Genomic DNA, 26,246 nt, shown 5'->3' with positions numbered 1-26,246 from the left:
AGCAAAGTTTTCGAATTCTCGTGACCGAACCTAACGTCGTGTACGCCGAGAAGAGATTCTTCGAACCGCGCATCACATACAAATTGCCCGACGGGAGCACGCCAATCCTCGACGACGTGCACTCGGTGAAAGTGCTGGCCGACGCAAAGAGCGAAAAAGGCGAGGATTTCTACTCGGACATGGGTCGGTGGCATGCAGAATCGATCTTCGGGGCAGTCGACGCGATCGTGCACACTAGCAACAAGGCCGCGCTTCACAGGCGGTGGCAGGAATTCGGCGCGCGCCTCGGCCCGTATCCGCTCATCGTTTGCGACGACGATTCCAAGGAGATCGCAGATTTCATCGCACTGGACCCGGACCAAAAGAAGATCTCGTTCATCCACGCCAAGGTGAACAAGAAGGGCGACAACGTCTACAACGTAGATTCACTGCAGGCTGTGGGACGACAGGCGACCGCTTCGTTGGCTTTCCTTGCGCGCTACGCACCGGTTGGGAATTGGAAGGCGGACAGGTGGACCAAAGACGTGCAGGCAAACAAGCGGACGCTGGCCGGCCGAGATCGCATCTTCCGCAACTCCAAGGGTTTAACCCCTCGGCAGATATCCGACGCTTTAGCCGCGGCCTGCGGGAATCCGACATACGATCGGGAAGTTTGGATCGTCGCGGGAAATACCATCGATCGGGCCGTGGTCGCCGGTCACATTCTGGCGGACACGATCGACAACAGATTGCGGCAATTGCTCATGCATTGGGATGGACTGAGAACCGCGTGTGCCAGAGCCGGCGCGCGCCTTCTGCTCTTCTGCCACTGATGATTCTCCAACGGCGAACATGAAACATGGCAAAGAAACCTAGGAAGGGACGCTGCGTCCACTGCCTTAAGAATGGCATGGACCTCAATTCGGACCACGTGTTCCCGCGGTCGTGGTACCCCGACTCGACGCCGGCCGACCTAGAAAAATGGCAGATTCCATCCTGCATCGCCTGTAATGACCGCTATGGAAAGCTTGAGCGGGACTTAATTGGCCGCTTAGGGCTGACGCTCGACGCAAACAACCCCGCTTCAGCCGGACTTGCAGAGAAGGCACTGCGCGCCATCAACCCTGACGCTGCCAAGAGCGAGGGTGACGCAGCGGCCCGCGACGCGCGGGCAAAGAAGATCCTACGCGAGATGTACAAAGGCGAGGAGCTCAAGGGAAAGAATGTGATACCCGGCTTGGGAGAGCGATGGGATCGCCCCCTTGAAGAGCACCTCGGAATTAGCATACCGGAACAGAGCCTGCCGGCGATGACCGAGAAAATTGTCCGCGGCATTACTTTTCGCGAAGATCACGCCTTTATCGGATCCAGCCAGAAGATCGAGTCCTTCATGGTAAAGGACGAAGACGTGAAAGAAGTAAAGGCAATGCTCGATAGGGCCGGCCAGGAGTTCAAGAGAGAACCGGGTCTTGTTGTTCGAAGGGCGCGATCTGGCGCTGGCGATCTGTACGAAATCACCTTCTGGAATCAGTTCAAGTTGTACTCAACTGTCTCCAATCCGAAGATATTTTCGCCCCTATCTCGTCATGACAGTGGTTCGCTCAGGCGAGCACGGCTCAACGCGTTGCTGCAACGGCGCGCGAGAAGACAGGGGCGGCCTAAAGCCAGGGCCCGGCGGCGCGCGCGGAAATGTTTACGGCGGCAGGAAGCACGCTGATCGCGCTCTCTTCACGCATCCCTTCTACCGTCTGCACGCCACACTGCATCCGCGTTTGGCAATCTTTCGTGAGCATTGAAGCGCCCACTCATATCGGCGAGCTACGATCCATCGCTTGCTGGGATCACTGTGTATAATATTGCTTCACCTTTTGGTGCCTGCTCAAGTTCGGCGGTCGATAGGCCGCGCGCTGATAGAAGTGTTGAACACCCTCGGGGGCGGAGAAGCGCGCGAGAACGCTTGAATGCAGGATTGCCTCGTCTTGGACCTGGCGCAGGCCTTCAGTCCATTTGAAGCGCCCGCTCAGATAACCTGGTTCGCGTTCGTCGTGCTGCGGGCCGAGCGGGTCCGGATGTAGCGTCATGTACCGATCGTCTACCTTGATGCCGAAGCCGTCAGGGGTCTTGTCGTCGGGGAGATTTCTGGCGGCGTGCACCATCCATCCGAGCGTGATGTCGGATAGGCGCGCCTCGTTTTCCGGGTAGCTACCTCCGATGTCCGAATGATTTCCCGCAAACCAGACCTGTTGCAGCCAATCCGGGTATTCGTCGGGACGCTGCGGCCCCTCGTTGTGCGACCCTCCCCACGGAACGCGCGCGAAGTCGGCGCGGTTCTCGTCGATCGACATGGCGTGGCGTGCGTACCAGATCGCGTTGTTCAGGTTCAGGTCGTAGAACCTCATCTTCGGCGAAGCCAGATGCAACGTCTGCCAGCACGAATAGCCCGGCAGGCCGACGGCGTATTTCACGTGGGTCGCAACATATGCGACGCCGCCCATGGCCACCGCGACCGCGGCGGTCCACAGCAAGGTTGTAGCGAAGGGAAACAGGAAGAACGACTGCAGGTAGCTCAATGCAGCGATGAGGACGGCCGACGCGCCGACCAACGCCGCTGAGAGCGCGTAGCTGCCGAGGGACGCCACCGTGTCGAAGACGCCGACGAAGAACGGCACCACGTTGGACGCGTCGGCGGTGTCGCTGCGATACGTCTGGCGGAAGCGCTTCGCCAGCGCCTCGCGCTGCGGCAGATAGTCGGCATCTTTCGGCGAGCTGACGTGCTGGTAGACCTTCTTCACGGCCTCACGGGCGATGCCGGTCGTCGTACCAACGTCGCGTCGGAGCGGAGTGCCATCGTCCATCGTCGTCGGCACCCCGCACTGTCCCAGCACGGCCGCCAGACATCGCACGGTGTAGGCGCCGCGGCTGAAGCCGAACAGGAAGATCCGGTCGCCAGGCTCCCACATCCGCATGATGGCGGCGTAGCAGTCGATGATGTTGGTGGTGATGCCGAGCCCCGTCGCCCGACTCGCCAAGTTGTGCAGCCAGCGGTAGGCGCGAGTGACGAACAACGCGCCGCCCGGCGGCCGTGAACCGAGCCCCGCGTCGTAGAACGCAAGCTGCTCGTGCGGATCGATCGCGGTGTCGGGGCCGCAGCGGGTCGCCCGGTAGAGCTTGTAGATGTTGGAGCGTTTCTCGTCGGGACGAAGCCCACCGGCTTGTCCGGTACCGTCCGAGAAGATCAAAATATTCTTTGGCATGTCGGCCTCGCCGGTCAGCGCGTGAAAAGAAACGAAGGATACGCAGTCGAACAATTGGCGGCACAACTCAGGCAGCACGCGGTCTTCGGTGCCCTCGGTTCATCTCCGCGTGACGTCGGCGTCGTCCATCGTGTAGCGGCCGGGCGGCGCCGTCTGGTCGATGCCCAAGGCGCGACGCGTCAGAAACCGGCCGTGATATCCCACAACGAGGCGAACACCGCCTTCAACTCCGGGTCGCCGCAGAATTCGCAGCGATTGCGTCGTCCCCTGAGCCTGCGTACCGGAGTCGGCGGCCGCCATGGATCCAAGTGCAGATAGTTGGTGGGCGGCAAATCTTTCGTCGACAGGCTCCGCATCAGGTCGATCACCATCAGGCATCCGGCCAGGCTGGACACGAAGGCGAAGGGAGCCAGGGCCTGTCTGCCGCCCGCCGTTGTCACTGGCGCGGAGCCGCAGCGCGCCTTTGCCAGGCTGTCCATAGACTTGCCGAAAAAGGCGGCGGCCGGCTCACCGAAATTTCGGGACAGTTCGGCAGCCATGTCCTCATCCACGGTTCTCCGCTTTACCTGATCGAGCGTCAGGCCGAGCAGCTGCGCGATGTCGCGCTCGCGCGCATCCTCCTCCGGGATGTGAGGGTAGATGCAGGACAGGCAGGCGTTCGCGGTCGGCTGCCGGTGATGGTGCGCGACGACGGCCGTTACGTCGGTAGTCGAAGCATCGAAAACCTCAAGCGGCATGTCGCCCTGGATCGAACGCCGCGCTGGGCGGCTGTCAACCGTGACGAAGACCCGCCGGATCCGCCCGCGTTGCAGCAGAAGATCATGAAACGTTCCGACGAACGACTCTAACACCGTTTCGTCGAGCACAGCGCGCGCGACCAGCCGCTCCGCCTTGGGCTTGCCGACATCGTCGCCCTTGTAGAAGAAGCAGCGGTTCAGATTGCCGTCCGAGACGTTCTTGCCATCGACGACGGTGAGGGTGCCGGAGGTCTGCACGGCCTGTAGAGCCCACAAAAACGCGGTCCCGACGCCGCCGCAGCCGGCCAGTGCGTCATCGTCGAATACGATCGGTGCATGGCCGTCTGGAATGCCGAGCGCGCGGAAATCGACGACGAACGGATCGGGGCAGGATCTCCCGATAGCGCGCGCGATGACCACGCCCGCGGCATAGCACGCGCAGATTCGCTCGTTGAACCTCGGAACCGTCGACCATTCGGGCCGCACTATCCCACCGCCGACGGTCAATCCGTCGCTGAGCATCGAGGCGGTTATCTTGACCGGCGCGCCGGTCGATGCCGGGCCGCCGACCGTGATCTCAATGTCCGTGTTTGCATCGGCGTCGACCAGCTGAAGCGTCTTCCCGATCAGTTCCGATAAATCCGCGGCGAAGGCCGCGCCTGCAGGATCGGCGACGGTGACGGCGACCTTGGTCTGCAACTTCTCGGCAGCCTCCTCCTCATCGATGCCGAGCAGGCTGGCCAAAGCCTTACGATTTTCTTCGGTGGCGTTCAGCATCATGCGAGTTCCACGGTATGCAGCACTTCCTCGTCCGGAACCTCGATCCACCTGTCGTCGTCGGAGAGACGGTAGATCGCGGTTTGATCCATGAAGTTCGCGACCGTGCTGCCGGCGCCGAAGCGGGGGACGACAAACGATAAAGCGCCGCGATGGCGAACGATCGCCCATTCGTCGTCCGCTTCGGAATGGAAGGCCCTGCCGGGATGAGAATGCACCTGCGCCGTGACGTGCAGGCGGGTGCGTCGCAGGTGCCCCATCAAATCCTTCATCGCGGCCGGGGGGATCCGAAAGAAAACCTTGTCGGCGATCTGATCGGGCCGGTACGCCTCCGCAATCCGCTCCGCACCGCGGGGCCCGCTGCCCAGCCACAACACGACGGCTTCGCATTCCTCGGCGCCGCCGCGTCGCAGAATGTCGATCGTGCGTGCGACGATTTCCCTAGGGACGAGGAGCGTCATGCGCCAACGATCTTGCGCAGCGCGCGGGAAATCTGGGTGACGATGCCGAGAATGTTCATGCCGTCCTCGCCGCGGTAGGTGTCCCAGACTTCGCTACGATGACTTGAATGGGTGTGGTATTCGCGCACCCCGCGCATGCAGATAAACGGACGCCCGGTCTGCTCATGCGCCGATTGATTGAAGATCGAGCCGGCGAGCGGCTGCACTTCCGCCTCGGTCAGGAACGCGCCCTCAGGCGACAGAAGCGCGACCGAGGGAGGCGCCTCGTTCCAGCCTCCGCAATCGAGGCGGAGGCGAAGCGAACGCTTCGCCTCGATTGTGAGATCGAGCACCGGAAATACCGCCGACCAAAGCCTCCACCCCTTGATCCGGAGGTAGTCTGGCGTCAGCAGCGCGACCTCGGCGTCGAACTTGGCCTTAGAGGCTGCCGGATGCACCGCCGCCCCCTTCCGGCTTGTGCCATTCGATCTCGACGATGCCATGCAGATCGTTCTCGGCGAAAGTCTTGGAAGGATCGATCGGGCGATTTTCGACCTCCGCCACCCAGTCTGCGGTGTTGGTGAGTTCGAGCTTGATCTTCGCACGCTCGAGGACGTGAGCGACGACTTCGCCGCGATAGGAGCGGTTGTAGTCGTTGGCGTCTGGATAGAATCCACTGGGCGTGATGACGGCCACCGCGATCGGCTTGTCATCGTGATGGTGGCCAGCGCGTTCAGTGTCGTGTTCGAGAACCGTCATGGCTATCTCCAGCGGAGGGTTGATTCCCTAGACATTAATACTAACTGGGAATACTGTCAACTTGGTACCCCTGCTTGATGTCAACTTGGTTGACTTCGCCCCGCGAATGCGGGACGATTCGGCTACCAACCGCCCACCGCAAAAATTGAGATGATCACACCCAACGAATTCTACGTGAAGCTCGGCGATTCCATCCGACGTCGCCGGGAGGAATTGCGGCTGACCCAGGCCGAGCTTGGCGAAAGTCTCGGCCTGTCGCGCACTTCCGTCACCAATATCGAGCGGGGGCGCCAGCGCCTGCTGATCGATCAATTCCAGCGCGTCTGCAAGACGCTTGATGTCTCTGCCGACGTGCTGCTTACGGGCGTCAATGAGGACTCGCGGCCCGTAGTCCGCCCGCCTAGCGAGCTCAAGCGGATGCCGACGGTGACGGCTTATCTGGAGCGAACCCTCATCAAAGCGGGTGAACGGTGAGACCGCTGCGACCGCGGTATAATCGAATCCGCCGCTGCGCGGCGGAGCTCCTGGCTGAGAACGGCATTGAGCGGCCTTCTGTGCCGGTCGAGCGCCTAGCCAAAGCGGCCGGCGCCGTGGTGGAGTATCGCGACTTCAACAACGAAATCTCCGGTCTACTGGTCCGTAAGCACCTGATGGTGGTGATCGCCGTCGCCAAGGAGCAGCCGGAACAACGGCAGCGATTCACGATCGCACATGAGCTAGGCCACCTCCTATTACATGACGGCATTGAGGTCCGCGTGGACAAGCACTTCCGCGTAAACCTGCGGTCTAGTGAATCGTCAAAAGCCGAGGACGTCGAGGAAATCGAAGCGAACGCCTTTGCCGCCGAACTCTTGATGCCGCGCGACTTCCTGCTGCGCGACGCCAAAAAGCTGACGCTCGACATCGAAGACGAGGAGCAGATTGCTGCCCTTGCGCGACGTTACGAAGTAAGCCGACAGGCGATGACGTTCAGGCTGATGAACCTGTTCGGCGAGAGATCATGATGCTGCGGTGGTTGCGATCGCTGCTGTCGCGAATTTTCGGAAAGGCGAGCCTTTCTCCTACGCACCAGCCGTCAAGCGGCCGCTGGACGCGGCCGAGACTTGATGTTCCGCGCTACGAGGGCGCCAGTGAGCCTCCGCCGATGCACTGGAAACCTTGTCATCCGGCGACGGTCAGGCGCTTCAAGGCAGAATTCGCTTGCCCAAACGGGCATGGCATAATTCTCAAGGGCCACTCGATCGATGCCGATGGTACCGTGCACCCTAGCGTCGTGTGTCCCGCTCCCAGTTGCGACTTCCACGATTTCGTTCGTCTTTCGCGCTGGGATGCCGGGCCCGTCTAGCTGCAATTTCGGGAGCTGCCACCGCCTTGGCAACTAACGCTAACCCTTGAGCGATTTTTCAGTCGAAAAACCCCGCAACGCGTGGCAAAAGATAGGTGGAGAGTGCTCCACTGGGGTGCTCCACCGTGCAAATGACACCGGTTCGAGAAACGCTTATATTTGAAGGACTCTGCGCTGTCGAAGATCGGTGGCGGAGAGAGTGGGATTCGAACCCCTGATAGCCCACCTCTGATAATGATCTGTTCAAGGGCTCAGTTGTGCCACGGGGCTGAATGTGCCGGCACGCTCAAGAAGCAAGCAATCGGGCGTCCTTGCTAGGTGCGGATCGTTCGCCGATACGCATGACAAGACCCTCCCTTGATCTCGCGATATTGCGCTAGGTCGATCTAGGCCGGGATTTCGAGTCAGAGCAGGGTTTGATTCCGGTCGAGGCGATTGTGGAGACCGGAACGGCATGGCGCGCCTACGCGCCGGGGAGCTTGCTATGTTATTTTTGCCAACATACCGCGCGTCGTCTTGTTGGTATTTCTGTTGGTATCGGCAGCAATCGACGACGAAAATTGGCTTACATTCAAATGGTTATGGCAGTGGTCGAGTATCGGCCAGGGGCACCAGCCTTCGCTGCTTCGCAGCTACGGCTGGGCGAGCCAGGCGCAAATCTATCATGCGAAGTAGCGAAGGCTGTCCCGCCGAAGCCTCGGCGAAGGCGGACTGGTTCAACGAACCTCAACGTCCCCCTCCCTAGCCATCCTCCCAGCCGCACTGTATAAACCGGTAGCTTCTTCCGTAACTCGAAGAGGCTCACATGAACGACCTGCACACGTGGCTCTCGCAGCAGCACCACGGTTTGCGCACCTTCCGGACATTTCAGCAGAAGCTCGAGACGCTCGGCCGGGACGATCCCGCCCAGCGCGGCCTGTGCCGCCTGTTGAGCGGTCTCGTCGGCAGCTATGTCGAGGCCTTTGACGAAGCCCCGCTGCCGGTCGAGGTCGCCGACGGCGCCTATCACCGTCTGCTGGCGCTGGTGGCAAGCATCGACCTGAACGCCGACGCCGATCGGCGGATCGCCGACATCAACCGGGTCGCGGAGAGTCGACTCTGGCAGTGACGGGAACGTGCCGCGTGCAACCGGCGTCGGCCTCCCCGACGCTCTGTGCCGGCAGCGCGTGCGTGCCGGTACGAACGACCATCGAGGCGTTCGACTTCGCCAAGTCGATACCTATATCCTGCAGCAGTACATGGTGTTGCAGCGAGCAGCTTTGATGGCCAGGAGACGCACGACGGAAGCCGACGCCGACGATCTCCCCCGCTACTTCGTCTGGGTCCGGGGCCTCGAAGGCCCCGAGCCGCAGAAATGGACGGCGATGGATTTCGGCATCGGTGACTGGAAGCGGCCGCTCGTGCTGGCCTATCTGGAGCTGCCCGAAGGCGAGCGGCACCTGCCCTTGTCGGCGCTGGCGCGGCGCTATCCGCCGCCGCGGGTGGAGACATTGTAGGCTGTAGAGCGGGTAGCGTCGAAGAGCGATCCTCACTTCCCCCTCGCCGCCGTCGGCGTCAGCCCGAACCGCCTGCGGAAGCAGCGGTTGAAATAAGAGAGGTCGTTGAAGCCGCAGGCAAACGCGATGTCGCTGATGCGGCCCTCGCGATGGGCGAGGAGGTCGGCGGCCTTGCGCAGGCGCAGTTCGTTGAGGCGCGTGGTAAAGCTCGCGCCGGCTTCGAACAGCAGCTCGTTGACGTAGCGTTCGGAGAGACCGGCGGCGGCGGCAAGCTTTTGTGCGGAAAAATCCGGTTCGTGGAAGCGCGTTTCCAGAATCGGCAGCACGGCCTTGAGCCGCACGGCGCGCAGGCCCCGGCGGCGGGCCGCGGCTGCAATATCGCTGCGGGCGCCAAGACCGATCGCGGCGAGATCGAGCAAATGGGCGGCGATCGCCATGCCGGCCTCGTCGGCGGCGGCGGGATGGCGCAGCAGGAGATCGCTGTAGTCCATCGCCAGCGACAGCGCGCCGCCGGGCTCGAGCTCGCAGCCGACGAGATCGTCGGCATCGGGCACCATCGCCCGCAGCGTATCGACCGGCAGATGCACATTGGTGAAGCGCTTGTGGCTCGCGCCGTCAGCGGCAAAGAACGGCTCGTCCAGCTTGAGCAGCACCATCGATCCCGGCCGCATGGTGAACTCGCGGCCGCGATGGACCACCTGCGAAGAAAGATCTCCGGTATTGCGCGCGAGGCAAAAACGGTCGTCGCCGGTCTCGATCACCTGGCGCTTCTCCCGCCGCACCGTGACGAAGCTGCCGTCGCAACGCCCAAGCATGGTGGTGCCGATGTGGATCGAGTTCATCGTGGCGCGAAACGGCACGTCGGATGCAGGATCCAGCTCGCCGGTGTTGGAGAAATGCTCGAACAATTCGGCGAAGCGAATGAAGCGCTGCCGGTCGGACAGGCCCTGCGGGAGCATGTCGGTGGAGAGCGCTTTCCTGATGACGGACATCGAAAGGACTTCCAACAAAGACTTTTTCGAAAAACGTCGTGCGTGAAACCGGCCGAACCTCGCTGGCAGGCGATGAACCCGTGCTGAAGGCCGCCGCCCGCAGGCTATCAGCACGCCAACGTGAATCAAGCTGCGCCGGTCAGTCCAAGCCGTGACGTCGCCGGCGCCGGACAGTCCAAGACGGTCCGCATCGGCGGGCCCTATTCAGGCGGCGGTTGCGGCATCCGCCACACAGGGGGCTGCATCCGGGCAACCGGGCGGGCCCAGCCTGACGCCCGCTGGAGGAGACAACGACATGCGAACCTCTCTACCCCGCAGCTTCGTGCTCGGCGGCGTCATCGCGACCAGCCTCTGCATCGGTTACGCGCTGGGCGCGCAGCCGCACATGGACGAAGCCATCGCGATCCTGCAATCGGCCCGCGCCGAGCTCGGCAAGGCCGAGCCGAACAAGGGCGGCCATCGCGAGAAGGCCATCGGGTTGATCGACAAGGCGATAGCCGAAGTGCGCGCCGGCATCGCATTCGCCGCCGGCCATTGAAGCAACGGCACCCGGGAGGACAAGACATGATGCGCACCCTGTTTGCCGCAGCCGTCGCGCTCGGCGCGATCACGGGCGTTGCCGAGGCCATGCCGTTCGCGCCGCTCGGCGCGAGCGCGAATGGCGACGTCATCGCCGTCACCGGCGGCTGCGGCCCCGGCTGGCATCGCGGCCCTACGGCGGCTGCCTGCGAAACTACGCCAACCCCGCCGCGCACGCCTGCCCGCGCGGCTACCATATCGGTCCCGGTGGCCGCTGCCGCGGCAATGGCAGGTAGAGGCTGAACGCTCCGCCTCTCCCCGTTCGTCGGGAGAGGCGTCCGCGGACATCGCTTGCCTTCGCCGTCCGGCACGCCGACCAGCACAACCAAATGCTTTTCGCGATCGTCATTCCGCGGCGTCCGACCGCAGCGAGAGTGCAGGTTCCCGCTTGCTACCTCAGCGGGATTGTGTGCAGAATACACCTTATTTTCTGACGCAATCATTGATTGAATCCGGGGAGCGCTGCGCGGCCCGGGCCTGAAGCGCTCCTCGCGAAATTGCCGGAGAAGCCCATGCCACATCATGATGGCGAGCGGAACGCCGATATTGCCGGACCGGAACACCCACATAGCGATATGAATGCCGGCGGGACGGCCGGCTCCGCCTCCTCCAAACGCAAGCTGGTGCTGTTCGCCGATGGCACGGGCAACGCGTTCACCACCCAGGAATCCAGCGTCTGGCGTCTCTACGAGGCGCTCGATCACACCCAGCCGGATCAGATCTCGCACTACATCAAGGGTGTCGGCACCGCCGGCTGGGCGCCGCTCGCCGCGCTCGACGGCGCCACCGGCATCGGCGTGCCCAGCAACGTCCGCAAGCTCTATCGCTTTCTGTGCTGGAACTGGCGCGAGGGCGACGAGATCTACATCTTCGGCTTCAGCCGCGGCGCGTTCACCGCGCGTACGCTGGCGTCCATGGTCGCGAGCCAGGGTCTCGTGCCGGCGGAGATCGAAGGCACGCCGGTGTCGCATGAGGAGATGGAGCGCAACGCCATGGCCGCGTGGCGGGAATACCGCCGCGACACCGTGCCATTGAAGAAGAGCCTGCCGACGATCTGGATCGCGCGCTTCATCCGCGATCTCCTGCTCTATCTCTATCATTCGCTCTGCGGGCACCGTTCCTACGCCGATGTCCGGGCGGCGATGAACGGTCGCGAGAACGTCGACATCGAATTCATGGGACTGTTCGACACGGTCGAGGCCTTCGGCGTCCCGATCGAGGAGCTGCGCGTCGCGATCGACTGGGCGATCTGGCCGATCTCGTTTCGCAATCACCGGCCCTCGCGCAAGGTGAAGCACATCTGTCATGCGCTGGCGCTGGACGACGAGCGCACCACCTTCCATCCGCTGCGGATCGACCAGAGCCAGCTGGCGGCCGACCAGACGGTCAAGGAGGTGTGGTTCGCGGGGGTGCATTCCGACATCGGCGGCGGCTATCCGGATTCCACGCTGTCCTTCGTGCCGCTGGTCTGGATGACCGATCAGCTCGACGGCAGGCTCCGTTTCCAGGACGGCGAGATCGAGCACTTCAGGGAATACCAATCGGCGATCGGACCGAAGCACGATTCGCGCAGCGGCGCCGCCGTGCTCTACCGTTACGGACCACGCCCGGTCCTCGCCGGTGAAGTCAATGGCGGGCTGCCGGTGGTGCACTTCGCCGTCATCGAACGCATGCTGTTCGGCTGCGACGACTACGCGCCGATCATGCTGCCGGCGGACGCGCTGGTGCTGATGCCGGACGGCAGCAAGCTGAACCTCATCGAGGACAGTACCCGCGAGGCGATGAAGCAGGCCTATCTCGCCAAAGCCAAGGGCCCGCGGCGCGACAAGGAGGCCGAGGACTTCACCCGCATGAACACGCCCAGCGCCGAAATGGCCAGGCTCACGCGCGACACCGTGTGGTGGCGGCGCGTCGCCTATTTCTCGCTGCTGGTCATGGTCGGCGTGATCGCGATCTGGCCGTGGATCGCCCGCAGCCTGATCGGGGTGTCGAAGGACCACGGCCTGCAAGGCAGCGTGGTGCTGCACGTCATCGCCACCATCGACTGGCTCGTTGGCGGCGTGCTGGGTCCGCTCGCCAATCTCGTCAGGAACGTCCTGCCATCCTATGCCGCGCCGTGGCTCGACATCACGCTGTATTACCCGTTCGTCACCTCGATCGTCCTGGCCATCACGTACCTGATCTGGCGCAGGAACTCGGTGCTGCGCGACACCATCCAGGAACGCGCGCGGCTGGCCTGGAGCAGGCCACGTCGCATGGCAAGCCGGCAGAATGTCGACGAGCCCGGCAAGCTGCTCCGCTTCGCCCGGTGGATGCGGCTGAATGCGGGGCCGGCCCGCTGGATTTTCGCCAGGTTCGTGCTGCCCGGCGCCTTCCTGTTCATCATATTCTATTCCGCACTGCTGATTGGAGCGACCAGCGTCTTCACGGCGCGCGTCGCGACCGGCAATATCTGCACGACGCCCGGGCCGGAGGCAGGGACGCCCGTGCCCGACGAGCCGGTCGATGCGCGCGGCCGTTTCGCGACGGAGGAATTTTGCTGGTGGAGCGGCCTCGCGGTCGAGAAGGGCCGCAAATACCGCGTCTGGGTCGAGATCGAGGATCCCTGGTTCGACCGCACCATCATGAGCGGCACAAACGGCTTCACGACCTATTTCACGCCTCACTACCTCGCCCTGCCGACGCTCCGTCAGTTCGGCGCCGCCTGGTTCCAGCCCGTGGTACGCGTCGGCACGAAGGGAATGAGCGACATTCCGCTGCAGGCCGTCAACGTCATGCCGGCCGACGAACTGCCGCGCCGGATGAATCCGACCATTCCGTTCGAGGACGATGCGGACAAGCGCAAGGGCAGGTATCCGACCCAGCTCGACAAGACGAAGGAATTCGAGGCACTTCCCGACAACAATCCACTCAAGCTCGCTGTCGGCAAGCTCGGACCTTTCGAGCCGGTGCCGAAGGATGCCACGGCGCGCACGATCTGGGAGAACCAGAAACTGTCAGGACGGCTGGTGGCGGAATTCGTCGCGCCCGACGCCGGCGATCTGTTCTTCTACGTCAACGACGCCGTGCAGATTTACCCAACATTGCTGCCGGCACCGTTGCGGCCGACGAAGCTCGACGCGGTCCAGGGGCCCTATGAGCAGTTCTACAAGAACAATGCCGGCACCGCGCGCATCATCGTGCAGCGACTGCCGAGCCCGCCCATGCCGACGGATAAACCGGCCGCGACGAAGCAGTAGGCACCCGCGTCCCGGATGCCGCGCCATCGCAGCCCCCATGATTATGGGTGTCGCGGCGTCCGCGCCGCGGTTAAGCTGACCTCGCGCCGCGGGGGACACGCGGTGCGGGACGATGGACATGAGCGAACAGGGCGAGACGGGTGAAACCATCACCATCCTCCTCGTCGAGGATGATGCGCCGACCTGCTGGCGGCTCCAGGATGCACTGGTCAAGGCCGGCTACGAGGTGCGCAGCGCCGGGACGCTGGGAGAGGCCCGCTCGGCGCTGGGCGAGGCGGCACCGCGCGTGCTGCTCACCGATCTCAGGCTTCCCGACGGCCACGGCGTGGAGCTGATCCGCGAGGTCCGGCAGCGCTTTCCCGATACCGAGATCATGGTGATCTCGGCGCTCGGCGACGAGGAGAGCGTGATCTCCGCGATCACGGTCGGCGCCACCGGCTACCTCCTCAAGGACGCCTTCCCGACCGATATCGCCACCACCGTGCGCGATCTGGTCGCCGGCCATTCGCCGATCTCGGCCTCGATCGCCCGCTTCATCGTGCGGCGAACGCAAAATTCGGCGGAGCCGCCGCCGGGCCCCGCACTCAACACCGCAAGGCTGACCCCGCGCGAGATCGACATCCTCTGGGGCATCGCCAAGGGTTTCAGCTATGCCGAGATCGCGAGCCATCTCGGCCTGTCCAGGCAGACCGTGCCCGGGCACATCAAGAACATCTATCGCAAGCTCGAGGTCCACACGCGCAGCGAAGCGGTGTTCGAGGCGGTGCAGCAGGGCCTGATCAAGCTGTGAGCGAGATCGCGGCGAAGGCAACGGTCAAACCCGCGCGGCGCCGGCTGCTGGCCGCGCGCCTCGTGCCTTACCTGCTGCTGCAGGCGTTGATCGTGATCGCCACCATCCTCGGGCTGCGGCTGCTCCAGCCGAGCGACCCCGACGATTTTGCCTTGAGCGGATTTTCGCTGCGGGAGGACGGCGCGACGCATTCCGTGACGCTGCCGCATTTCACCTCGTCGCGTTACTCGCTCCAGGACCCGCCGCTCTATTCGGGCACCTTCGTCTTCAAGCCCGATGCGGAAAACACGGCCTGGTCGGTCTTTCTGCCACGCTTCAGCAATGGCGTGGAGGTCGCGATCAACGGCGTCGCGATCCTGGACTCCAGGCGCGATCCCACCGCCAACCGGCCCGACCGCAACACGCCGGAGATCACAGTGATCCCGTCATCGCTGCTGCGCGACGGCAGCAACGACATCACCGTGCGGCTGTTGGTGTGGGGTCCGCTGCGAGGCTTCCTCGACACCGTCTATGTCGGACCGGACGAAAGCCTGCGGGGAGCTTACGAGACGCGCACGCTGCTGTTCGTGACGCTGCCCGTGGTGTTCTCGGCCTGGCAATCGTTGCTGGCGGTGATCCTCGCCATCATGTGGCTGATGCGACGCCACGAGCCGGTCTATGGCGTACTGGCGGCGGGAATGCTGGTCGGCGCGATGCAGGCCTTCGCGCCGGCGCCGCTGCCGCCCGCGCCCTATCCACGGCTGGCCGCCATCCTGCTGGCGTCCGCGCCGATCGAGAGCGCGCTGGTCGTGACGTTCGCAGTGCTGTTCTTCGGCTGGCGCTGGCCGCGCTACGGGCTGCTGTTGTTCGTGCCGGGGCTCGTCATCCTGCTGGTCGGGCTCTTTGCGGGCCAGCCGATCCCGCGCATCACCTTCCTGTTCCTCGGCGTGCCGACCGTGGGCGTGTGCCTGATGCTGCTCGTCGTCATCCTGACGTGGGCGGTGATCAGGCGGCAGGACGCGGCGAGCTTTACCTTCGGCTGCGCCGTGACCATCGTGCTGACCTGCTGGTTTCACGACATGCTCTCGGCGTTCGAGTTCGTGCGGGACGATCGCACCTTCGTCACGCGGCTGTCCTATTCGGCGATGCTGGTCGCGATCGGCGCCGGACTGACCTGGCGCTTCGCCCGCGCGCTGAACCAGGTCGACAGCTTCGCCGGCCAGCTCGTCACGCGCGTGCGCGAGGCCGAGGAGCGGCTGAAGGCAAGCTTTGCCCGCGAGGAGGCGCGCGCCCGCGCCGCCGCGCTCGCCAATGAGCGCACGCGGCTGATGCGCGACCTGCATGACGGTCTCGGCGGCCAGCTCGTCAGCATCGTCGCGCTGTCCGAGCGCGGCCATGAGGGCGCGACGATCACGGACGCCGCCCGCGCGGCGCTGAAGGATCTCCGTCTCGTCATCGACTCCATGGACGACATCGGCGGCGACCTCATGCTCGCGCTCGGCTCCTGGCGCGAGCGCGCGGCGATGCAATTGCGGCCGCACGAGATCGCCCTCGACTGGCGCGTGGCGACGCCGCAGGGCCTGCCGCTGCATCCCGAGCTGAGACCATGGCACGTGATCCAGATCGTGCGCATCCTCGACGAGGCCGTGACCAATGCGGTCAAGCACGCGCACGCCGGCAATATCGCGGTCACCATCGAGACGCTTGACGCGGACCAGGGGCCGTACGGCGTGATCAGCGTGACCGACGATGGCCGTGGTTTTGCGCTGGCTGGCGATTGCGCGGCCGCGGGCGCGAGCCAGACCGCACGGGGCCTGCGCAACATGAGAAGCCGCGCTGCGCGCTGCGGCGCGGTGCTCGATCTGAGCTCGGATGCCTCGGGCACGCGGGTGCGGCTGCAATTGCCGCAGATCTTTCCCGACAGCGACGCCGCTGCCGGCTGAAAGCCCCCTCCCCGAACGTGTGGGACGCACGGAGAGAGGGAACGGGCCGGATGTTTTTCATGCGGAGGACGGGGGGTTCGTCCGCAGGTCATCCTTTCGCCCGAAGTCTTTCCTCTCCCCGCATCCGCCTTCGCTAAAGCTTCGGCGGACAAGAGCGGGGCGAGGTGAAGAAAAGCTCAGCGGATGCCAACGCGATTGACCGGACCGCCGCGATTCATCGGCGTCCCGGCACGTACGCCGACACCGGGCGCTCCGACGCCGGGCGTCGCGACCGCAGCCGCCGCGACCGGGGCTCCCGGCGCGACCACCACCGCCGCCGTCGGCCGCACCACGCAGCCCTTGGGCACGCCGACCGTCTTGCAATAGACCACCGCCTGCGCCGGGCTCGTGCCCAGCGACACCATCGCAGCACCCGCCAGCGCCATGATCGTCAGCCCGGCGCTCAGCGCTCCCGCTCTTTTCGACATCTTGCTCTCCTGCTTCCCGTTCGGCGTCCCGGTGCAATCACCGGGTTTCGCAGCCGACGTGCAGTCTGAATGGCAAAAGACGGCGCACGGATACATGCCATGAAGATGGGGGTACGGAGGCCAGGAGCGCGAGCCGATGCCATGAACATGGCATGGACCGGCACCAGGCCTTCGCGAGATGGTCCGCCCGCTTGATCCCAAACGGGACCACCGACAATCCCAAAGAGGTGTTTTATGAAGATTTCGGTTCTTGCCGCGCTGCTGCTCGCCGCCACCGCCCTGCCCGCCGCAGCACAATCCGGTCCGACGCTGCAGGAGCAGATGGCCTGCCGCGGCGACGCCAGCAAATTCTGCGCCGAACATGTCGGCAAGCCGCCGCAGATGAACGCCTGCCTGCGCGAGAACAAGTCGAAGCTTTCGGACGGTTGCCGCAAGGTGGTGGAGTCGCACGGGGGCTGAACAAGTCGTCATTCCGGGGCGCTCCAACGGAGCGAACCCGGAATCCATCTCGCCACGTTCTCTGCGGATAGATGGATTCCGGGCCTGCGTGCTGTGCACGCATCCCGGAATGACGAGGTCGCACCCAAAGCACAAATCTTGCAAGCACTCCGCGTCACGACGCTGTGATCCTCGGAGTGCCCTTCAATGTACGACACGATCATCGTAGGCGCCGGCTCGGCCGGCTGCGTGCTGGCCAACCGGCTGTCGGCCGATCCACATCGCAAGGTGCTGGTGCTGGAGGCAGGCCGGGCGGCGCCGCGCGCTTCCGACATTCCGTCGGACTGGCCGACGATGTTCAACACGGCGGTCGACTGGGGCTACTATACCGAACCGCAGGCGGGCTGCCGCGGCCGGCGCATTTTCTGGCCGCGCGGCAAGATGGTTGGCGGCTCCGGCGCAATCAATGCGATGATCTACATCCGCGGCCTGCCCTCCGATTACGACGGCTGGGAGAAGGCGGGATGCGCCGGCTGGGCGTGGCGCGACGTGCTGCCGAAATTCATCGCCTTCGAGAACAATGCGCGCTTCACCGACGATCCCTTGCACGGCACGAGCGGGCCGCTGTACGTCGCCGACGTTCCCCATGTCGACCCGAACGAATTGAAATGGCTGGAGGCGGCGCAGGCCGCAGGGCTTCCGCACAATCCCGATTTCAACGGCGCCACCCAGGAAGGCGCGGGCTTTTTCCAGTTCGTCATCAGGGACGGTGAACGTTTCGGCACCGGCAAGGCCTATCTGCGCCCGGCGCTGACGCGCGCCAATCTCACGCTGAAGACAAGCGTGCGCGTGACCCGCATCATCATCGAGCGTTCCCGCGCGATCGGCGTCGAATATCTCGAGAACGGACAGCCGAAGAGCGCCTTCGCGACCGGCGAGGTGGTGCTCGCCTCCGGCGCCATCGGCTCGGCGCAACAACTCCTGCTGTCGGGCGTAGGTCCTGCCGACGAATTGAGGGCAGCCGGCGTGGAGGTCGTGCACGAGCTGGCAGGCGTCGGCAGGGATCTCCAGGACCACATCAACATTCCCATCACCTTCTATACGAAGGAGAAGATCGGCGTCGGCGCCTGGACGGAGGAAAGCCTGGCCGCGAGCCTTGCCGAGTGGGAAACCAGCCGCAGCGGTCCGCGCAGCTCGCCCTGGGTCGCCGCCGGCGCGCATGTGCGTAGCCGCCCCGATGTCGAGCCCGACCTCCAGCTCTACGGCGCGATCAGCTCGCACCGCGACTATGTCCGCTTCCTGTCGTCCAGGCCGGGCATCACCCTGCATGCGACGTTGCAGCGGCCGAACAGCCGCGGCCGGATCACGCTGCGTTCGGCCGATCCGATCGAGCATCCCGCGATCGACCCCTGCTATTTCGCGTCGGATGCGAGCGGCAGCGACATCGCGACCATGATCGAAGGCGTGCGCATCAACCGCCGCATCGCCGCGCAATCGCCGCTGAAGGAGATGATCGAGGGCGAGATCACGCCGAGCGCGGAAGCCGCGAGCGATGCCGAGATCGCCGACTATATCCGCGGCCATTGCACCACGCTCTATCACGCCGCCTCGACCTGCCGGATGGGCACGGACGATCTCGCCGTCGTCGATCCGCAGCGGTTGCAGGTGCGCGGCATTGACGGCTTGCATATCGCCGACGCCTCGGTGATCCCGATCATGGTCTCCGGCAACATCCAGACGCCGACGATCCTGATTGCCGAGAGCGCAGCGGCCGCGATCCTGGGCTAGGCGCTAGTCGTCGTCGGGGCCGAACAGCCGGATCTGCGGGAAGCCGCCACGCGGCCGGCCCGCATAATCGCGTGCATGTGAATCTTCGCGAATGTTGCGGGCCACGTCGTCCCAATCGGTCCGGTCGCGCATGCCGCGTGGATCGCGGGAGTCATAGCGGTGACGCTCGGACCAACGCTCGCGGCGATCCATCCGGCGTCGTTCGGACGCGGCGCGTTTCACGTCAGAATCCCTCGCCTTGGCATAAGCGTTGTCAGGTGACGGGGGCGGCTCTGTCGACGACTGCTGCTCGACGGGCTTTGCGGCTTGCGATGGCGGTACCGGCTTCGGCGGCTCGACTGCGGCCGCTTGCGATGGCTGCGGCGCAGGCGGCTCGGCCTTCGCCTGAATGGCCTGCGGGTCGTCGGGCTTTGTCTCTGGCTTTGAATCGTCCCGCGCCTGCGCGGGCGCAGTGGTCATGGTGCCGAAGGCTTGCGAGCCGGTGAGATATTGCACGCGCTCCGACGGCGCATTGCTCTGGGCCGGCGCGGTAGCGGCTTCGGCGCGCTGCGCCATCTTGCTGGTGTCCGGCCCCTGCTTGTGCGCGACCGGATTCATGATGTTGCCGGCGACGATGCCGCCCCCGAGACCAATGGCGATGGCCGCGACGATGGTTCCTGCACCGACGAAATAGGCTGTCGAGGCGCGCATTGGTCCACTCCCTCTTTTGGAGCGGGCAACGCCTGGAGATTGCCGGATGTTCCGGATATCAGCGGTTCCCCAAGGCGCGATGGCTCGCCATCGCGCCTTGGCTCATTGTTTGAGCATGATCTCTTCGGGAAACCGCGCGTCAGATCTGCTGCGCGACCTTCTCCAGCCCAATGATGCGGGCGAGCTTGCGCACTTCCTCTTTCTGGTCGTCACGCAGCTGGAACAGGAGCGGCATCGCGGCCGACTTCAACTGCTGGACCTCGTCGCAATTCGGATCGATCTGCGCGCCGGGCGGCGCGTTCGGATTCGACAGCTTGTTCGCCTGGATCCTGCGGACGACGTTGCGCAGCGCAGTCTCGACCGAAGGCCAGTAATATTCCTGCGACGAGGACAGCTTCAGACGATCCTTGATGCCCGAAATCTGAACGTCGGAGAGCAGCGAATAGGATTTCTGCGGCTGCGGCTTGGCGACGACCTTCGGCTTGGCCGGGACTTCGACAGCGGGAACTTCCGCCGTGGGCGCCTCGTTCACGTTCGCCGATGAACCCGTCCTGGGTATCGGAATATCGGACGGAGTGGCGGCGGCAAAGGCCTGGCGCAGCGGCTCGGTCAACACGGGCGCCTGCGCAAGCCTGTCGGCGGGCACCAGGACCGGCTCGATCGCGGCCGAGGCCAGCGCCAGGGTCGGAACCAGACGGTCGGCCTTGGCGGCGCGGTTGGTCGCGAGCGGTTTCGGCGGGGCCTGAGTGATCATCTCGGCACTCACGCTGGGCACGCTATCGCGTCCGAGAATAGCGGTGGTGGCGGCACCGAGGACGAGGAAACAGGTCAGAACGACGATGGTGATGGCTTTGGACAAACGTCTCTCCGACGGGGAGGGGCGGTTCACGATGTTGTCAACGGTGCCCGGGAAAAAGGAACGAATTAAGGCTTGAGTGTGCCTTTGCGGCGACAATCACCATGCCTGTGGCGACACGGCTAAAAAGCCGAGTAAAATCAGGCCGCTACCGCCAGATCGTAGGCATCCTGGATGTCCGCGACGATCTCGGAGGCCTCCCAGACCGCGCGCGGCTCGACCGATTGCAGCGTCACCGTCCAGTTGCCGCCCCGACGGGTGCGGGGGACGCTGACGATGTCGAAGCGGACATTGCGGCACAGCGGGTGGCGGGCCAGCGCATGGGCCACGCGGACGCGGATTTCGTCCAGCGAAGCCGCCGTCTTGGAGTTGAGAAAATCGAAGTCCATCGCCTGTCCCTCTCGGTCCTGATTGGCGGCCACGAGGGGGATTCTGGGCGGGCGATGGTTAATCCGCCGTTAAGTGAGGGGGAATGGAGCTATGCGGGATTCACTGTGACGGGAGCTGGAAGTCTCCGCATCGTCATGACCGGGCTTGACCCGACCATCCACGTCTCACCTGCGGCACAAGGAACGGGGATGCGCCCGGGACAAGCCCGGTCATGACGGAGCCCGGCTACCGCCCACCCGCCTCGCGGTATTCGGCAAGAGTCCGCGCAACGAGATCGCCGACGGCGAGCACATCGGTCACGCCGGACGTCGAGTGCCCGCCGCTCCAGATGTCGCGCCAGCGTTTTGGCCGGTTCTCCCGCGCGGTAACGTCGATGTCCTTGGCGATGTCGATCGCCCCGCGCGCCGGCAGGTCGTCGGGATCAAGCCCCGCAGCGACGATCGACGGCTTCAGCATGCTGGTCTGCAGTCCCGTGAACGCGGTGGTCAGCAGGACGTCGTCGGCGCTGCTCTCGACCAGCATTCGTTTGTAACGATCGTCCGCCATGCTCTCGCGCGTCGCGATGAACTTCGTGCCCATGTAGCCGAGATCGCAGCCCAGCACTTCCGCGGCATGCAGCGCGCGGCCATCGCTGATGCCGCCCGCGAGCACGATGATCCCGTCGTAGAATGCGCGCACCGCGCGGACGAAGGCGAACGGGTTGAGCCAGCCGGTCTGCCCGCCCGCGCCGGCGGTGAGCAGCACGAGCCCATCGGCACCTGCTTCCGCCGCACGTTCGGCGTGGCGGATCGAGGCGACATCCGCCAGCACCAGCGCACCGGCGTCGTGCAACGGCTTCAACACCGGCGCGGGCGAGCCGACCGAGGTGATGACGATCTCCGGCCTGTGCCGCAGCAGCGCGGCGAGATCCTGCTCCAGCCGCGAGTTGGAGCGGTGCACGATCAGGTTTGGACAGAGCGGCGCGGCCTTGCGGCCGGCCTGATCTTCATGCCGTCGCAGCCGCGCGTCGATGTCGGTGAGCCATTCGTCGAATTGTTCCGTGCTACGGCAATTCGCGCTCGGGAAGCTGCCGATCACGCCGTTGCCGCAGGCCGCGACCATGAGCTCGACGCCCGACACCAGAAACATCGGCGCGGCGATCAGCGGCAGAGCGAGGCGATCGCGGAAACGTTGCAGTCGATCTGACGTCACGCATGCCTCCCTCGCGCGGGCTTTGCCGTTCCATCCCGCATTCCCTGTGCTAGCGTTACGGCAAACATTGGCACGCCAGAAGCCGATGACAAAGCAACGAGGAAACATATGTCCGATCCGCTCCACGCATCGCCACCGACTTGTGCGCAGACGCTGCAGGCGCTGGCGCGCTATCCGGGCCGAACCGCATTCGTCTGGCCCGGCGGATCGCTGAGCTATCAGGGCACCATCGACCTGATCGGGCGCATCCAGGGCGTGTTCATGCGGCTTGGATTGCAGCCCGGCGCACGCGTCGCCTTCCTCACCGCGAACCGTGCCGACACCTGGTGCGCGGGTGTCGCGGCGCAACTATCGAGGCTTTGCATCACCTGGCTGCATCCACTGGGATCGCGGGCAGACCAGCTGTTCCAGCTCGAGGATTCCGAGGCCGAGGTGCTGGTGGTCGATGCGGCCGCATTCCGCGATCGCGGCGGCGAGCTTGCCGCGCAGGCGGGTTGCCTCAAGGCGGTCTTCACCATGGGACCGGCCGACTATGGCGTCGATCTGTTGCAGGCGATCGAGATCGAAGGCCATGCCAGCGCGCATTGCTTCGCCGGCCCTGACGATCTCTCCACGCTGAACTACACCGGCGGCACGACCGGCAAATCCAAGGGCGCGCTGCGCTACCATCGCGAAAATGCCGGGGCCGCCGCCGCGATCCTCGCCGACTTCGAAATCCCGGAAGGTGCCCGCTATCTCACGGTCGCCCCGATCAGCCATGTCGCCGGCACCAAGGTGCTGCCGACCCTGATGCGCGGCGGCACCGTGCACATGCTGAAGGGTTTCGATCCCGAGGCCGTGCTGGCGACGATCACGCGCGAGCGCATCAACTTCACGCTGTTCGTTCCGACCATGATCTACGTGCTGCTCGACCATCCCGCACTGGGCAGGACCGACCTCTCCTCGCTCGAGCTCGTGCTCTACGGCGCCTCCGCGATGTCGCCGAGCCGGCTGATCGAGGGCATCGAACGGATCGGGCCGGTGTTCTCGCAGCTCTACGGCCAGACCGAATGCTATCCGATCTCGGTGCTGCGCAAGAAGGACCATGATCCCAGGACGCCGGAGCTGTTCCTGTCCTGCGGCTTCCCGATTGCGGCCTGCGAGGTCAGGATCCTCGACGACAACGACCAGGAAGTGAAGACGGGCGAGGCCGGCGAGATCTGCGTGCGCGCCCCGCATGTCATGGCGGAATACTGGAAGCGGCCTGACGTCACGGCCGAGACGCTGAAGAACGGCTGGGTCCACACCGGCGACATCGCGCGCAAGGACGAGCGCGGCTACATGTTCATCCTCGACCGCAAGAAGGACATGATCGTCTCCGGCGGCTTCAACATCTTTCCGCGCGAGGTCGAGGACGTGCTGTCTCAGCACGCGGATGTCGCGATGGTCGCGGTCGTCGGCATCCCCGACGAGAAATGGGGCGAAGCCGTCATCGCCATCGTCGTGCCGCGCGAAGGCGCAAGGCCCGATCCGGACGAGCTGATCAATTTCGTGAAGACGCGAAAGGGTTCGGCGCATGCGCCAAAGCAGATCCAGTTCGCCAAGCAATTGCCGATGACCGGCGTCGGCAAGGTCGACAAGAAGGTGCTGCGCGCGGGATTTTGGAGCGGGCGGGACCGGATGGTGGGGTAGTCATCTCGATCTGCAACTTGTGGCAGGCAGCACCGTACAGGCTCCGGCGCCCGACCCCGGGATTTTACGGTGTCGCTGTGACCGGCGAACAACAGCGCGGAAGGGACTTTTCAGCCACGCCGTCCGCGCGATTGCGGGCGAATCAACGAATCAACTAGACCGCTGATGGGGCTGGGAAGCGGAGTATCAAATGAGAGTCGCTTCCTTGGAAAGTGCGTTGGCCGCAATCACGTTGATCACGGCTATTGTTGTCCTGCTGTGGGAGATCAAGATCGTCTACGGCAGTTGAACTGGCAGGACGCTGGCGTCGAACAGAGACCTCCGGACAAGAAGAGGCTCGCGACCAGGGCATCCCTTCCGCGGCGGCGGAAGTCTGCCGTTCAATCGGCTCAAGCAGCGATCACGGCGCTTGCCGTCACGCTCACCGCTTCTCGATCACCAGGCTCTGCACCGCGCGACCGAAATAGCCATGCCTGTCCGCCAGCCGCGACATGGCGAGCCCTGCGCCGTCGGGGCCGATCCAAGAGTCGCCGTCGAGCAGGATCCACTCGCCGACCGGCTGGCGCGCAAAGCTCACGGTGAGATCGGCGTTGATGTAGGTCCAGGCGCGGAAGTCGAGCGTCGAGGCGGTGCCGTTGGAAAAGTCGGCGGCGACCACGGCGCGCATGGCCTGCGAGATCGCTTCGCCCTCGATCAAGGGATGGTCGACGCGAAACCAGATCGCGCCGGCACCGGCCTGGCCGAAGCGGCCGCGCGCGGCGCGCATCGAGACCGAGCGCACGAACGGACTGGTGGCGGCATGACCGTCCTCGACCAGGGAATCCTCCGGCGACGGCAAGGTGACGGGCAGCTCCTTGACCTCGTCCGGCAGCGCCTGCGCCTGCGTCTTGATCTTGAGCACGGTGGCGCCCACGACCTGCACGCCGTCGGCGAGCAGCTTGATGTCGCAGAGCTGGATCTTGCGGCCCTCGCGCAAAATCTCGGTCGCGATCGTGAGCGGCGCCACCGGCACCGGGCGCATCAGATCGATGGTGACGCGCGCAATCGCCATCGGCACCGGCGTCGGGATGCGTTCGGCCGCCCACGTCACCAGCGACGCCGGCGCCGAGCCATGCTGCATGCGCCGGTCCCAGGGACCTGCGGCATCAGGGCTGGTGACGACGCTGTTGCCATCGACGCGGTAGATCGGGGGCATCGCTCAATCTCTGTTGGCTTAGACGGTCGGAGTCCGAAATCAGGTGTCGTCCCGGCGAAGGCCGGGACCCATAACCACAGGGAGCAGTTGGTGAGACGAAGTCGTGGTTGCTATCGAGCACAACAATTGCCCGGCGGGGTTATGGGTCCCGGCCTTCGCCGGGACGACCGATGAGGGATAGGCGCACCACAACAGCCATTCATCACAACGGCGGATCGATCGCCTCGTCGTATTCCTTCTTGAAGCGCGCGATCAGGTCGGCGGCGGGGACGATGCCTTCAATGCTGCCGATGCCCTGGCCCGAGCCCCAGATCTCCTTCCAGGCCTTCGGCTTGGCGCGCTCGCCGGAGGCGTCGGTGCCGAAATTCATCTTGGACGGATCGGACGTCGGCAGGTTCTCCGGATCCATGCCGGCGGCGAGGATCGAGGGCTTCAGGTAATTGCCGTGCACGCCGGTGAAGAGGTTGGAATAGACGATGTCGTCGGCCGTCGCGCCCGCGATCATCTCCTTGTACTTGTCGACCGCATTGGCTTCCTTGGTCGCGATGAAGGCTGACCCGATATAGGCGAAGTCGGCGCCGAGGATGCGCGCGGCGCGGATCGCCTTGCCGTTGCCGATCGCGCCCGACAGCGCGATCGGGCCGTCGAACCACTTGCGCGTTTCGGCGACGAAGGCGAGCGGCGAGATGGTGCCGGCGTGGCCGCCGGCGCCGGCCGCGACCAGGATCAGGCCGTCGGCGCCCTTCTCGATCGCCTTGTGCGCGAATTTCTGGTTGATCACGTCGTGGAAGATGATGCCGCCCCAACCGTGCACGGCCTGGTTCAGCTCCTCGCGCGCGCCGAGCGAGGAGATGATCACCGGCACCTTGTACTTGGCGCAGAGCTGCATGTCGTGATCGAGCCGGTTGTTCGACTTGTGCACGATCTGGTTGACCGCGAACGGCGCCGACGGCTTGTCGGGGTGCGCGCGGTCATAGGCCGCGAGCTCTTCGGTGATCCGCGCCAGCCATTCGTCGAGCAGCTCGGGCGGCCGCGCGTTCAGCGCCGGAAACGAGCCGACGACGCCCGCCTTGCACTGCGCGATGACGAGATCGGGCACCGAGATGATGAAGAGCGGCGAGCCGATCACGGGGATCGACAGGCGCCCTTTGAACAAGGCAGGCATGGACATCGCGAAACGATCCTCTATTGGCGGTCAAATCGAAGTTGGGAGCCATACCAACAAGGCAATCTTTCCACTGTCAAGTATTG

General features: G+C 64.6%; 25 protein-coding genes and 1 pseudogene. 13 read left to right on the top strand and 13 right to left on the bottom strand.

Translation table 11 applies throughout. The annotated features are described in order from the left end of the window. Positions 1 to 889 precede the first annotated feature (889 nt). On the top strand, positions 890 to 1,696 hold the full coding sequence (locus XI08_RS06625; protein ID WP_271573834.1) for a hypothetical protein: 807 nt from the start codon (positions 890 to 892) through the stop codon (positions 1,694 to 1,696). A 124-nt stretch (positions 1,697 to 1,820) separates the two neighbouring features. Here the strand turns inward: XI08_RS06625 and XI08_RS06620 are convergent, their stop codons facing one another. The 5 genes from XI08_RS06620 to XI08_RS06600 all read right to left on the bottom strand — a co-directional run bounded on the left by XI08_RS06620 (position 1,821) and on the right by XI08_RS06600 (position 5,946). Beyond that, positions 1,821 to 3,311 carry a phospholipase effector Tle1 domain-containing protein gene (locus XI08_RS06620; protein WP_271573833.1) on the bottom strand — a complete coding sequence of 497 codons (1,491 nt, stop codon included), beginning with the start codon at positions 3,309 to 3,311 and terminating at the stop codon, positions 1,821 to 1,823. 101 nt (positions 3,312 to 3,412) lie between these two features. Continuing rightward, positions 3,413 to 4,750: a ThiF family adenylyltransferase gene (locus XI08_RS06615; RefSeq protein WP_271573832.1), complete on the bottom strand. Its 1,338-nt coding sequence runs from the start codon at positions 4,748 to 4,750 to the stop codon at positions 3,413 to 3,415. Beyond that, positions 4,747 to 5,208: a Mov34/MPN/PAD-1 family protein gene (locus XI08_RS06610; protein WP_271573831.1), complete on the bottom strand. Its 462-nt coding sequence runs from the start codon at positions 5,206 to 5,208 to the stop codon at positions 4,747 to 4,749. Before XI08_RS06610 ends, XI08_RS06615 begins: the two co-directional genes overlap by 4 nt. After that, complete coding sequence (locus XI08_RS06605) at positions 5,205 to 5,645, bottom strand: putative metal-binding protein (protein WP_220013296.1); 441 nt, start codon at positions 5,643 to 5,645, stop codon at positions 5,205 to 5,207. Before XI08_RS06605 ends, XI08_RS06610 begins: the two co-directional genes overlap by 4 nt. Then, positions 5,626 to 5,946: a hypothetical protein gene (locus tag XI08_RS06600; RefSeq protein ID WP_220013297.1), complete on the bottom strand. Its 321-nt coding sequence runs from the start codon at positions 5,944 to 5,946 to the stop codon at positions 5,626 to 5,628. The genes XI08_RS06605 and XI08_RS06600 overlap by 20 nt, the downstream gene beginning before the upstream one ends. A 174-nt stretch (positions 5,947 to 6,120) precedes the next feature. Between XI08_RS06600 and XI08_RS06595 the strand changes: the two genes are divergently transcribed. The 4 genes from XI08_RS06595 (at position 6,121) to XI08_RS06580 (ending at position 8,787) form a co-directional block, all read left to right on the top strand. Then, on the top strand, positions 6,121 to 6,420 hold the full coding sequence (locus XI08_RS06595) for a helix-turn-helix domain-containing protein (protein WP_271573830.1): 300 nt from the start codon (positions 6,121 to 6,123) through the stop codon (positions 6,418 to 6,420). An 80-nt stretch (positions 6,421 to 6,500) separates the two neighbouring features. Beyond that, on the top strand, positions 6,501 to 6,950 hold the full coding sequence (locus tag XI08_RS06590) for an ImmA/IrrE family metallo-endopeptidase (protein ID WP_271573829.1): 450 nt from the start codon (positions 6,501 to 6,503) through the stop codon (positions 6,948 to 6,950). Between the two features lie 1,146 nt (positions 6,951 to 8,096). Further along, a complete protein-coding gene (locus XI08_RS06585; RefSeq protein WP_271573828.1) occupies positions 8,097 to 8,399 on the top strand; it encodes a hypothetical protein in 303 nt (100 codons plus the stop codon). A 154-nt stretch (positions 8,400 to 8,553) separates the two neighbouring features. Then, positions 8,554 to 8,787, top strand: coding sequence for a hypothetical protein (locus XI08_RS06580; protein ID WP_025575772.1), 234 nt, complete (start codon positions 8,554 to 8,556; stop codon positions 8,785 to 8,787). A 32-nt stretch (positions 8,788 to 8,819) separates the two neighbouring features. On the opposite strand, the gene XI08_RS06575 is transcribed toward XI08_RS06580, so the two are convergent. Then, on the bottom strand, positions 8,820 to 9,779 hold the full coding sequence (locus XI08_RS06575) for an AraC family transcriptional regulator (RefSeq protein WP_271573827.1): 960 nt from the start codon (positions 9,777 to 9,779) through the stop codon (positions 8,820 to 8,822). Between the two features lie 295 nt (positions 9,780 to 10,074). Between XI08_RS06575 and XI08_RS06570 the strand changes: the two genes are divergently transcribed. From XI08_RS06570 to XI08_RS06550, 5 genes and pseudogenes are all read left to right on the top strand, one after another. Next, entirely contained in the window at positions 10,075 to 10,317 is a 243-nt protein-coding gene (locus XI08_RS06570) for a hypothetical protein (protein ID WP_271573826.1), read from the top strand. 26 nt (positions 10,318 to 10,343) lie between these two features. After that, positions 10,344 to 10,594 (top strand): annotated as a pseudogene (locus XI08_RS06565) (GCG_CRPN prefix-to-repeats domain-containing protein). A 276-nt stretch (positions 10,595 to 10,870) separates the two neighbouring features. Further along, positions 10,871 to 13,597, top strand: a complete 2,727-nt coding sequence (locus tag XI08_RS06560) for a DUF2235 domain-containing protein (RefSeq protein WP_271573825.1) — start codon at positions 10,871 to 10,873, stop codon at positions 13,595 to 13,597. A 118-nt stretch (positions 13,598 to 13,715) separates the two neighbouring features. Next, positions 13,716 to 14,387 carry a response regulator gene (locus XI08_RS06555; protein WP_271573824.1) on the top strand — a complete coding sequence of 224 codons (672 nt, stop codon included), beginning with the start codon at positions 13,716 to 13,718 and terminating at the stop codon, positions 14,385 to 14,387. Then, positions 14,384 to 16,309, top strand: a complete 1,926-nt coding sequence (locus XI08_RS06550) for a sensor histidine kinase (RefSeq protein WP_271573823.1) — start codon at positions 14,384 to 14,386, stop codon at positions 16,307 to 16,309. The genes XI08_RS06555 and XI08_RS06550 overlap by 4 nt, the downstream gene beginning before the upstream one ends. 176 nt (positions 16,310 to 16,485) lie before the next feature. Here the strand turns inward: XI08_RS06550 and XI08_RS06545 are convergent, their stop codons facing one another. Next, positions 16,486 to 16,776, bottom strand: a complete 291-nt coding sequence (locus tag XI08_RS06545; RefSeq protein ID WP_027546962.1) for a hypothetical protein — start codon at positions 16,774 to 16,776, stop codon at positions 16,486 to 16,488. 234 nt (positions 16,777 to 17,010) lie between these two features. On the opposite strand from XI08_RS06545, the gene XI08_RS06540 reads away from it, so the two are divergent. Together XI08_RS06540 and XI08_RS06535 are read left to right on the top strand one after the other, a co-directional pair. Then, positions 17,011 to 17,235 (top strand): cysteine rich repeat-containing protein, encoded by a 225-nt coding sequence (locus XI08_RS06540; RefSeq protein ID WP_025575760.1) that lies wholly within the window; start codon positions 17,011 to 17,013, stop codon positions 17,233 to 17,235. A gap of 186 nt (positions 17,236 to 17,421) precedes the next feature. Then, positions 17,422 to 19,002: a GMC family oxidoreductase gene (locus tag XI08_RS06535; RefSeq protein ID WP_271573822.1), complete on the top strand. Its 1,581-nt coding sequence runs from the start codon at positions 17,422 to 17,424 to the stop codon at positions 19,000 to 19,002. A gap of 3 nt (positions 19,003 to 19,005) precedes the next feature. Here XI08_RS06535 and XI08_RS06530 read toward each other — a convergent pair whose 3' ends face one another. From XI08_RS06530 to XI08_RS06515, 4 genes are all read right to left on the bottom strand, one after another. Then, positions 19,006 to 19,692, bottom strand: a complete 687-nt coding sequence (locus XI08_RS06530; protein ID WP_271573821.1) for a hypothetical protein — start codon at positions 19,690 to 19,692, stop codon at positions 19,006 to 19,008. A gap of 139 nt (positions 19,693 to 19,831) precedes the next feature. Further along, positions 19,832 to 20,551 carry a hypothetical protein gene (locus XI08_RS06525; RefSeq protein WP_027546966.1) on the bottom strand — a complete coding sequence of 240 codons (720 nt, stop codon included), beginning with the start codon at positions 20,549 to 20,551 and terminating at the stop codon, positions 19,832 to 19,834. A 137-nt stretch (positions 20,552 to 20,688) separates the two neighbouring features. Continuing rightward, positions 20,689 to 20,937: a hypothetical protein gene (locus XI08_RS06520; protein ID WP_025575753.1), complete on the bottom strand. Its 249-nt coding sequence runs from the start codon at positions 20,935 to 20,937 to the stop codon at positions 20,689 to 20,691. A 226-nt stretch (positions 20,938 to 21,163) separates the two neighbouring features. Next, the gene (locus XI08_RS06515; RefSeq protein ID WP_271573820.1) at positions 21,164 to 22,129 is read right to left on the bottom strand and encodes an NAD(P)H-dependent flavin oxidoreductase; all 966 of its coding nucleotides are present in this window, start codon (positions 22,127 to 22,129) and stop codon (positions 21,164 to 21,166) included. 108 nt (positions 22,130 to 22,237) lie between these two features. Here XI08_RS06515 and XI08_RS06510 point away from each other — a divergent pair, with 108 nt between their 5' ends. After that, entirely contained in the window at positions 22,238 to 23,800 is a 1,563-nt protein-coding gene (locus XI08_RS06510; RefSeq protein ID WP_271573819.1) for an AMP-binding protein, read from the top strand. Between the two features lie 421 nt (positions 23,801 to 24,221). Here XI08_RS06510 and XI08_RS06505 read toward each other — a convergent pair whose 3' ends face one another. Both XI08_RS06505 and XI08_RS06500 read right to left on the bottom strand, forming a co-directional pair. Further along, entirely contained in the window at positions 24,222 to 24,995 is a 774-nt protein-coding gene (locus tag XI08_RS06505; RefSeq protein WP_271573818.1) for a thioesterase family protein, read from the bottom strand. Between the two features lie 202 nt (positions 24,996 to 25,197). Then, positions 25,198 to 26,166 (bottom strand): NAD(P)H-dependent flavin oxidoreductase, encoded by a 969-nt coding sequence (locus XI08_RS06500; protein ID WP_271573817.1) that lies wholly within the window; start codon positions 26,164 to 26,166, stop codon positions 25,198 to 25,200. Positions 26,167 to 26,246 lie beyond the last annotated feature (80 nt).

The organism is Bradyrhizobium sp. CCBAU 11361 (assembly GCF_028128935.1).
Classification (GTDB): Bacteria; Pseudomonadota; Alphaproteobacteria; order Rhizobiales; family Xanthobacteraceae; genus Bradyrhizobium; species Bradyrhizobium niftali.
This window is presented reverse-complemented; position numbering and strand designations above follow the sequence as displayed.

Coding starts and splice junctions, on each gene's coding strand:
- XI08_RS06610 (WP_271573831.1), bottom strand. CDS start 5,208: ATGACGCTCCTCGTCCCTAGGGAAATCGTCGCACGCACGATCGACATT.
- XI08_RS06580 (WP_025575772.1), top strand. CDS start 8,554: ATGGCCAGGAGACGCACGACGGAAGCCGACGCCGACGATCTCCCCCGC.
- XI08_RS06575 (WP_271573827.1), bottom strand. CDS start 9,779: ATGTCCGTCATCAGGAAAGCGCTCTCCACCGACATGCTCCCGCAGGGC.
- XI08_RS06535 (WP_271573822.1), top strand. CDS start 17,422: ATGTACGACACGATCATCGTAGGCGCCGGCTCGGCCGGCTGCGTGCTG.
- XI08_RS06500 (WP_271573817.1), bottom strand. CDS start 26,166: ATGTCCATGCCTGCCTTGTTCAAAGGGCGCCTGTCGATCCCCGTGATC.
- XI08_RS06625 (WP_271573834.1), top strand. CDS start 890: ATGGACCTCAATTCGGACCACGTGTTCCCGCGGTCGTGGTACCCCGAC.
- XI08_RS06600 (WP_220013297.1), bottom strand. CDS start 5,946: ATGACGGTTCTCGAACACGACACTGAACGCGCTGGCCACCATCACGAT.
- XI08_RS06585 (WP_271573828.1), top strand. CDS start 8,097: ATGAACGACCTGCACACGTGGCTCTCGCAGCAGCACCACGGTTTGCGC.
- XI08_RS06530 (WP_271573821.1), bottom strand. CDS start 19,692: ATGCGCGCCTCGACAGCCTATTTCGTCGGTGCAGGAACCATCGTCGCG.
- XI08_RS06505 (WP_271573818.1), bottom strand. CDS start 24,995: ATGCCCCCGATCTACCGCGTCGATGGCAACAGCGTCGTCACCAGCCCT.
- XI08_RS06510 (WP_271573819.1), top strand. CDS start 22,238: ATGTCCGATCCGCTCCACGCATCGCCACCGACTTGTGCGCAGACGCTG.
- XI08_RS06540 (WP_025575760.1), top strand. CDS start 17,011: ATGAAGATTTCGGTTCTTGCCGCGCTGCTGCTCGCCGCCACCGCCCTG.
- XI08_RS06570 (WP_271573826.1), top strand. CDS start 10,075: ATGCGAACCTCTCTACCCCGCAGCTTCGTGCTCGGCGGCGTCATCGCG.
- XI08_RS06520 (WP_025575753.1), bottom strand. CDS start 20,937: ATGGACTTCGATTTTCTCAACTCCAAGACGGCGGCTTCGCTGGACGAA.
- XI08_RS06545 (WP_027546962.1), bottom strand. CDS start 16,776: ATGTCGAAAAGAGCGGGAGCGCTGAGCGCCGGGCTGACGATCATGGCG.
- XI08_RS06615 (WP_271573832.1), bottom strand. CDS start 4,750: ATGATGCTGAACGCCACCGAAGAAAATCGTAAGGCTTTGGCCAGCCTG.
- XI08_RS06560 (WP_271573825.1), top strand. CDS start 10,871: ATGCCACATCATGATGGCGAGCGGAACGCCGATATTGCCGGACCGGAA.
- XI08_RS06555 (WP_271573824.1), top strand. CDS start 13,716: ATGAGCGAACAGGGCGAGACGGGTGAAACCATCACCATCCTCCTCGTC.